5 protein-coding genes are annotated in these 7,384 nt (G+C 71.4%); 2 read left to right on the top strand and 3 right to left on the bottom strand.

The window, feature by feature from the left end; genetic code table 11:
* Window positions 1-22: 22 nt before the first annotated feature.
* Genes RH94_RS13145 through mdlC form a run of 3 tightly spaced genes read right to left on the bottom strand, consistent with a single transcriptional unit; the run spans window position 23 to window position 4,386 of the window.
* Entirely contained in the window at window positions 23-1,279 is a 1,257-nt protein-coding gene (locus RH94_RS13145) for an MFS transporter (protein ID WP_073947786.1), read from the bottom strand.
* A gap of 39 nt (window positions 1,280-1,318) precedes the next feature.
* The gene (locus RH94_RS13150; RefSeq protein ID WP_073947787.1) at window positions 1,319-2,773 is read right to left on the bottom strand and encodes a benzaldehyde dehydrogenase; all 1,455 of its coding nucleotides are present in this window, start codon (window positions 2,771-2,773) and stop codon (window positions 1,319-1,321) included.
* 32 nt (window positions 2,774-2,805) lie between these two features.
* On the bottom strand, window positions 2,806-4,386 hold the full coding sequence (gene mdlC / locus RH94_RS13155; RefSeq protein WP_073947788.1) for a benzoylformate decarboxylase: 1,581 nt from the start codon (window positions 4,384-4,386) through the stop codon (window positions 2,806-2,808).
* Window positions 4,387-4,480: 94 nt separating this feature from the next.
* Between mdlC and RH94_RS13160 the strand changes: the two genes are divergently transcribed.
* Both RH94_RS13160 and ctaD read left to right on the top strand, forming a co-directional pair.
* Window positions 4,481-5,416, top strand: a complete 936-nt coding sequence (locus tag RH94_RS13160; RefSeq protein WP_073947789.1) for a LysR family transcriptional regulator — start codon at window positions 4,481-4,483, stop codon at window positions 5,414-5,416.
* A gap of 207 nt (window positions 5,417-5,623) precedes the next feature.
* Window positions 5,624-7,303: an aa3-type cytochrome oxidase subunit I gene (ctaD, locus tag RH94_RS13165; RefSeq protein WP_073947790.1), complete on the top strand. Its 1,680-nt coding sequence runs from the start codon at window positions 5,624-5,626 to the stop codon at window positions 7,301-7,303.
* Window positions 7,304-7,384: the final 81 nt, after the last annotated feature.

Genomic DNA, 7,384 nt, shown 5'->3' on the forward strand with positions numbered 1-7,384 from the left:
GGGCCGTCGTGACGGGGGAGTGTCAGGCGGTGGGCTCGACGGCCTCCGGCTCGGTGTGCTGCGGGCGGCGCGGCAGGGTCAGTACGGCGAGGAAGCCGAGGACCGCGACCGCGGCGAAGAAGTAGAAGCCCCAGGGGTGGCCGATCCCCGCGGTGACCAGGGCGCCGGTGATGGTCGGGCCGACGATCGAGCCGATCCGGCCGATGCCGGAGGCCGAGCCGAGGGCGGTGCTGCGCACCGAGGCCGGGTAGTAGTTGGTCACGTAGGCGTAGACGAGCACCATGGCGGAGAAGACGAACACGCCGGTGAAGAAGACGACGGTGTTGAGCATCAGGTTGCTGTCCATCTTGATGCTCAGGCAGGCCAGCATCAGCACCGACGCCCCGAACCAGCCGAGCGTGGTGCCCTTGATGCCGCGCCGGTCGGCGACGAAACCGCCGATGACCAGGCCGATGACGCCGCCGACGTTGAGGATGAGGAGCTGGGTGACGGCCGTGGGGACGGGGTAGCCGGCGTCGTTCATCAGCTTGGGCAGCCAGGTGTTCAGACCGTAGACCAGCAGCAGGCCCATGAAGGACGCGACCCAGATGCCGATGCCGGCGCGCAGGTAGGCCGGCTTGAGCAGCTCGGTGAGCGGGACCCGCTGGGTGTCGGTCGCCTGCTTGGCCTCGACGAAGGCCTCCGACTCCGGCAGCCGGAACCACTGGATGGCGGCGACGACGAGACCGGCGACGCCCGCGACGTAGAACAGGAGGTGCCAGTTGCCGGTGAACTGCAGCGCCAGCAGCGAGGTGATCACGGCACCGGTGTGGTAGCCGGTCATCGTCAGCGTGCTCGCCCGGGCGCGCCGGCTGGCCGGCATGTGCTCGGCCATCATCGTGAGCGACACCGGCATGCAGGCGCCCAGACCGAGGCCGGCGACGAGGCGGAGGACGGCGAACATCGTCACGGAACCGGCCAGCGGCACCAGGAAGGTGAAGACGGAGAACAGCACCACCGACCCGATGAGCACCATCCGCCGGCCCAGCCGGTCGGCCAGCGGGCCGACACACACGGCACCGATGGCCACGCCGACGAGCGACAGCGTCGCGATCGTCGTCGCGTCACCCGCGGTCATGCCGAGGTGCTGGGTCTTGAGCAGGGTCGGGATGAGGGCGCCGAGGACGACGAGGTCGTAGCCCTCGAGCATGACGGTGATCCAGCACAGGATCACCGTCCAGGCGCCGCGTTCGGCGGTGGCGGTCCGCGCCGGCGCGCCGGACGAGATGGTGGATGTCATCGGGAGATTCCCCCTGGGGACGGGAGCGGGCGGGCGGGGTCAGAACGGGTAGTCGGCGATGTCGGGGCGTACGGTGACCCACTGGGTCTCGGTGAAGGCCTCGACGTTGGCGGCGGCGCCTCCGAAACGGGAACCGGTCCCGGAGGCCTTGACCCCGCCGAAGGGGGCGTTGGGCTCGTCGTTGACGGTCTGCTCGTTGATGTGGACCTTGCCGGAGTCGATCCGGTCGGCGAGCTTCATCGCGGTGCCGACGTCGCCGAGGATGCCGACGGACAGCCCGTACTCGCAGTCGTTGACGATCCGCGCGGCCTCCTCCAGCGTCGAGAAGCCGATCACGGGGGCGACGGGGCCGAAGATCTCCTCCCGCCAGGCCGGCATGTCGGTGGTCAACCCGGTCAGTACGGTGGCGCGGTAGCCGGCGCCGACGATCTCACCGCCCGCCGCCAGGGTGGCGCCCGCCGCGACGCTGTCGGTGACGATGCCGTGCACCCGCTCCAGCTGCTTGCGGTCGATGATCGGGCCGAGCGCCACCTCCTCGCGGGCGGGGTCGCCGACCGGCAGCGCCGCGGCCTTCGCGGCGAGCGCGGCGGTGTACTCCTCCAGCAGCGACTCGTGCACGATGTGCCGGCCGGTCGTCATGCAGATCTGGCCCTGGTGCAGATAGGAGCCGAACGCACCCGCGGAGGCCGCCTTCCGCACGTCCGCCCCCTCCAGCACGACCAGCGCGTTGTTCCCGCCGAGCTCCAGGTGGGCCCGCTTGAGCAGGCGGCCGGCCTGCTCGCCGATGGCCCGTCCGACCGGGGTGGAACCGGTGAAGGAGACCACCCGGACCTCGGGTGCCTCGACGACCGCCCGGCCGACCGAGCCGTCGCCCGGCAGCAGGTGCAGGACGCCGGCCGGCAGTCCGGCCTCCTCGAGGACGCGCGCGATCACGACACCGCCGCTCACCGTGGTGCGCGGGTCCGGCTTGAGCAGCACGGCGTTGCCCAGGGCGAGCGCGGGGGCCACCGAACGCAGGCCGAGGATGAGCGGGAAGTTGAAGGGCGCGATGACACTCACGACGCCGGCCGGGCGGCGGCGGGCCAGGGACCAGCGGGCGTCCTCGGAGGTGAGCACCTCGCCCTGCGGGTGCGTCGGCAGGCCCGCGCACTCGAAGCACTCGCCCACGGCGAGCTGCACCTCGAAGGCGGCCTTGGCCCGCACGGAACCGGCCTCGCGCACCAGCCAGTCCTCCACCTCCGCGGCGTGCTCGGTCAGCAGCTCGCCCGCCCGGCGCAGCACGGCGGCCCGCCGCTGGGGGGAGGTCGCCGCCCAGGCGCGCTGCGCCTCGGCCGCGCGGGCGGCGGCGCGGCCCACGTCCTCGGCGGTGGCCAGGCCAGCCGTCGCCAGCTGCTCGCCGGTGGCCGGCTCGACGACCGGCTGCTCGGCGGACGCGGCCCGCCAGCCGTCGCTGAAGAACTTCTTGCCCCAGACCTCGCTGTCCAGGAGTGCCATCGGTTTCCCTCTCTTCTTCGCAGGGGTGTCGGTCAGGACGGGGTGGTGAGCGCGGTGTCCACCTGGATGAGCCGCGGGTGGTCCGGGCGCTCGGCCAGGGCGGCACGCAGCTCCTCGACGCCGCCGACGTGCCGGGAGCGCACGCCGTAGCCCTCGGCGACGCGGGTGAAGTCCAGACCGGGGATGTCCAGACCGGGCGCGTCCGGCACGCCCAGCAGGCCGCTGAACCAGCGCAGCGCCCCGTACGTGCCGTTGCGCAGCAGTACGACGGTCAGCGGCACCCGGTGCTGGGCGGCCGTCCACAGGGCGGTGATCCCGTAGTTGGCCGAGCCGTCCCCGACGACCCCGACCACCGGACGGTCGGGCCGGCCCAGGGCGACCCCGACCGCGCCGGGCAGTCCGAAGCCGAGCCCGCCGGCCGCCGGGAAGTAGTAGGAGCCGGGGTGGCGCAGGTCCATCTGGCGCCACCAGGAGGAGTTCGTGGAGGTCGACTCGACCACGTAGGCGGTGTCCTCGGGCATTTCGTCGCGCAGCGCGGCGAAGACCTGCTCGGGGTGCAGGCGCGGGCCCTCGGCGGTGGCCGGCTCGGGCACCGGCCGGAAGGCGCCGGCGGGCTCCCCGGGAGCGTCCAGCAGCTCGACGAGCAGCTCGATGACCGCGCCGGGGTCGGCGACCAGCGCCTCGCCCATCGGCGCCCGCGCCGCGGCGGAGGCGTCCTCGGTCACCTGGATCAGCCGGGTGCCCTCGGGCAAGTACCGGCCGGGCAGGTACTCGTGGTAGCGGAACACGGGCGCGCCCAGCACCAGCACGAGGTCGTGGCCCTCGAACGCCTCGCAGACGGGCGCGATCCCGGCGGGCAGCACCCCGCGGAACAGCGGGTGCCGGTTGGGGAAGGGCAGCCGGAACTGCGACGGAGCCGCCCACACCGGGCCGCCCAGGCGCTCGGCCAGCCGGACCGCTTCGTCGAAGAGGCCGGCCGAGTCGATGTCGCCGCCGAGCACCAGCGCGGGCCGCCGGGCGGCGGCCACCTGTTCGGCCAGCCGGCGGCCCTGCTCGGCGTCGGGCACACCGGCGCGCCCGACCCGCCGGTCGAGGACCGCCAGGGCGTTGTCGCCGGCGTCGGCCGCCCAGTCGTCGTAGGGGACGGACAGGTACGTAGGCCGGCGCTGCAGCTCGGCCTCGAAGACGGCCTGCGCCAGGGCGCGCGGCACGTCCTCGGCGCACGCCGGCTCCGCCGCCCAGCCGACCAGCGGCTTCATCAGCGCGGGGGCGTCCACGTTGGACAGGTTGGCCTCCGGGCCGATGGCGGAGCGCACCTGCTGGCCGGCGACGACCACGAGCGGGGTGCGGGAGGCCACGGCGTTCGTCAGCGCGCCCATCGCGTTCCCGGAGCCGGAGGCCGCGTGCAGGTTGACCAGGGCGGGCCGGCCGGTCGCCTGCGCGTACCCGTCGGCCATGCCCACCACGGCGCCCTCGTGCAGGCCCAGGACGTAGCGGAAGCTGTCGGGGAGGTCGGCGAGGAAGGGCAGCTCGTTGGAGCCCGGGTTGCCGAACACGGTGGTGAGCCCCTGGCGCTCCAGGAGCTCGTGGCAGAGGCGACGTACGGATGGCACAGACGTTCCTTTCCGAGTGACGCACGACACGCTAGGGAAGCCCCGACATGAGCGCCAATAAATCTTTTACCGTCGCGACATAGACTGTTTCGATATGAGGAACTTCGACCTCAACCTCGCCCGTGTCTTCGTGCTGCTGTACGAGACCGGCAGCGTCACGGCCACCGCCGAGGCGCTCCACGTCACCCAGCCCACCGTCAGCTACAGCCTGGGCAAGCTCCGCCGGCACTTCGGCGACGAGCTGTTCCGGCGCACCGGACGCGGACTGACGCCGACCGCCGGCGCCCGCCGGCTGTACGAGCCGCTGCAGCGCGCCCTGGCGGACATCGACGGCACCGTCCGCCAGGCCGACTCCTTCGACCCCGGGACCATGCCGGGCCGCTTCACGGTGGCCCTGTCCGACCTGGGCGAGGCGACCCTGCTGCCGCGCCTGCTGGCCGCGGCCCGCGAGCACGCGCCCCGGGTGTCCTTCACCGTCCGGCCGCTCGACGTGGACGAGGCCGAGGACCAGCTGCACCGCGGCGACCTCGACGCGTTCGTGGCCACCCCGGTGCTGACCTCCCACCGGACCGTGCGGATCCCGCTCTTCAACGAGCGTTACGTCGGCATGGTCGCCGCCGACCACCCGCGCGTGCGGGGCGAGGCGGTCACCCTGCCGGAGCTCGCGGCCGAGCACCACGCGACGGTCTTCGGCCCCAGCGGACACGTGGTGCCGCGGGCGGCGCTCGCCGCCCACGGGCTCCTGGACCGGGTGGTGGTGGAGGCCACCCGCTTCTCGATGCTGCCCTACCTGCTGGAGCAGACCGACCTGATCGCCATCGTCCCCGAGTACGTCGGCGAGGTCTTCACCTCCTTCCGCCCCCTGCGCCTGGTCCGGCTCCCGTTCGAGACCGAGCCGATCGAGGTGGCCCTGTACGCCCGGCACGAGTCCTCCCGCAGCCCCTCCCAGCGGTGGCTGGTGGAGTTCATGTCCAAGGTGCTGGGGGAGCGGGTGAGCCCGGCGCAACTGCCGCCGTACGCCGTCCAGTGAGGCGGCACCGTCCGGCAGGACGGCACGGGCGGCCGTGACCGCGCGGGGTGTAGGCCGATCGGGTGCAAAGGGCCGGATGTTACTCCGTCAGGGCGACGACGGCCGGGGGTTCGGCGGCGCGGGGCGGAAGGATGCTTCTGGGCCCTGCGGGACACCGCGTGGACCTTCACGTACCCGTCTCTTGAGAGAAAGCGTGTCACGGGCCGCATGACAGACGTTCAGCACCCCACGCGGGAAACCGCCGCTCCCCGTCGTCCCCTGCGGCCCGGTGCCGTGGTGGTGAAGTGGCTGACGACGACCGATCACAAGACGATCGGCTCGCTCTACCTGGTCACCACGTTCCTGTTCTTCCTGTTCGGCGGCATCCTGGCGATGGTGATCCGTGCGGAGCTGGCCCGTCCGGGTCTGCAGATCGTGTCGACGGAGCAGTACAACCAGGCGTTCACGATGCACGGCACGATCATGCTGCTGATGTTCGCGACGCCGCTGTTCGCCGGGTTCACGAACTGGATCATGCCGCTGCAGATCGGCGCCCCGGACGTGGCCTTCCCGCGGCTGAACATGCTGGCCTACTGGCTGTACCTGTTCGGCTCGCTCATCGCGGTCGCCGGTTTCCTCACCCCGCAGGGCGCCGCCGACTTCGGCTGGTTCGCCTACTCCCCGCTGAACGACGCGATCCACACGCCCTACATCGGCGGCGACCTGTGGATCATGGGCCTGGCCCTGTCCGGCTTCGGCACCATCCTCGGCTCGGTCAACTTCATCACCACGATCGTCTGCATGCGCGCGCCGGGCATGACCATGTTCCGCATGCCGATCTTCACCTGGAACGTGCTGCTGACCGGCGTGCTGGTCCTGCTGGCCTTCCCCGTGCTCGCCGCCGCGCTGCTGGCACTGGAGGCGGACCGCAAGTTCGGCGCCCAGATCTTCGAGTCGTCCAACGGCGGTGCGCTGCTGTGGCAGCACCTGTTCTGGTTCTTCGGGCACCCCGAGGTGTACATCATCGCGCTGCCGTTCTTCGGCATCATCACCGAGGTCATCCCGGTCTTCTCCCGCAAGCCGATCTTCGGCTACGTCGGCCTGATCGGCGCCACCATGGCCATCGCGGGTCTGTCGGTGACGGTGTGGGCACACCACATGTTCGCGACCGGTGGGGTGCTGCTGCCGTTCTTCTCCTTCATGTCCTTCCTCATCGCGATCCCGACCGGGGTGAAGTTCTTCAACTGGACAGGCACCATGTGGAAGGGCTCGCTGTCCTTCGAGACGCCGATGCTGTGGTCCATCGGCTTCCTGGTGACCTTCCTCTTCGGCGGCCTGACCGGGGTGATCCTCGCCTCGCCGCCACTGGACTGGCACGTCACCGACTCGTACTTCGTGGTGGCCCACTTCCACTACGTCGTCTTCGGCACGGTCGTCTTCGCGATGTTCGCCGGCTTCTACTTCTGGTGGCCGAAGTTCACCGGGAAGATGCTCGACGAACGCATCGGCAAGATCCACTTCTGGACGCTGTTCACCGGCTTCCACACCACCTTCCTGGTCCAGCACTGGCTGGGCGCGGAGGGCATGCCGCGCCGGTACGCCGACTACCTCGCCGCGGACGGCTTCACGACCCTCAACGAGGTCTCCACCATCGGCGCGTTCCTGCTCGGTCTGTCGACGCTGCCGTTCGTCTACAACATCTGGAAGACGGCCAAGTACGGCAAGAAGGTCGGCGTGGACGACCCCTGGGGCTACGGCCGCTCCCTGGAGTGGGCGACCTCCTGCCCCCCGCCGCGGCACAACTACGTCACCCTGCCCCTGATCCGCAGCGAGTCCCCGGCGTTCGACCTGCACCATCCCGAGGTCTCGATCACGGACAAGCGGGAGAACCTGGGCCTGCCGGGATGACGGGCACGGCCGACCACCCGGACGGCAAGCCGGTCACGTCCGCCGAGGTGGTCAACCAGGTGGAGGGGTATCTGCTGTGGC

The organism is Streptomyces kebangsaanensis, assembly GCF_001906585.1.
In the GTDB taxonomy this organism is placed as follows: Bacteria; Actinomycetota; Actinomycetes; order Streptomycetales; family Streptomycetaceae; genus Streptomyces; species Streptomyces kebangsaanensis.

Bases quoted from the DNA above. Each gene is read 5' to 3' on its own strand.
- RH94_RS13145 (WP_073947786.1), bottom strand. From the start codon at position 1,279: ATGACATCCACCATCTCGTCCGGCGCGCCGGCGCGGACCGCCACCGCC.
- RH94_RS13150 (WP_073947787.1), bottom strand. From the start codon at position 2,773: ATGGCACTCCTGGACAGCGAGGTCTGGGGCAAGAAGTTCTTCAGCGAC.
- RH94_RS13160 (WP_073947789.1), top strand. From the start codon at position 4,481: ATGAGGAACTTCGACCTCAACCTCGCCCGTGTCTTCGTGCTGCTGTAC.
- ctaD (WP_073947790.1), top strand. From the start codon at position 5,624: ATGACAGACGTTCAGCACCCCACGCGGGAAACCGCCGCTCCCCGTCGT.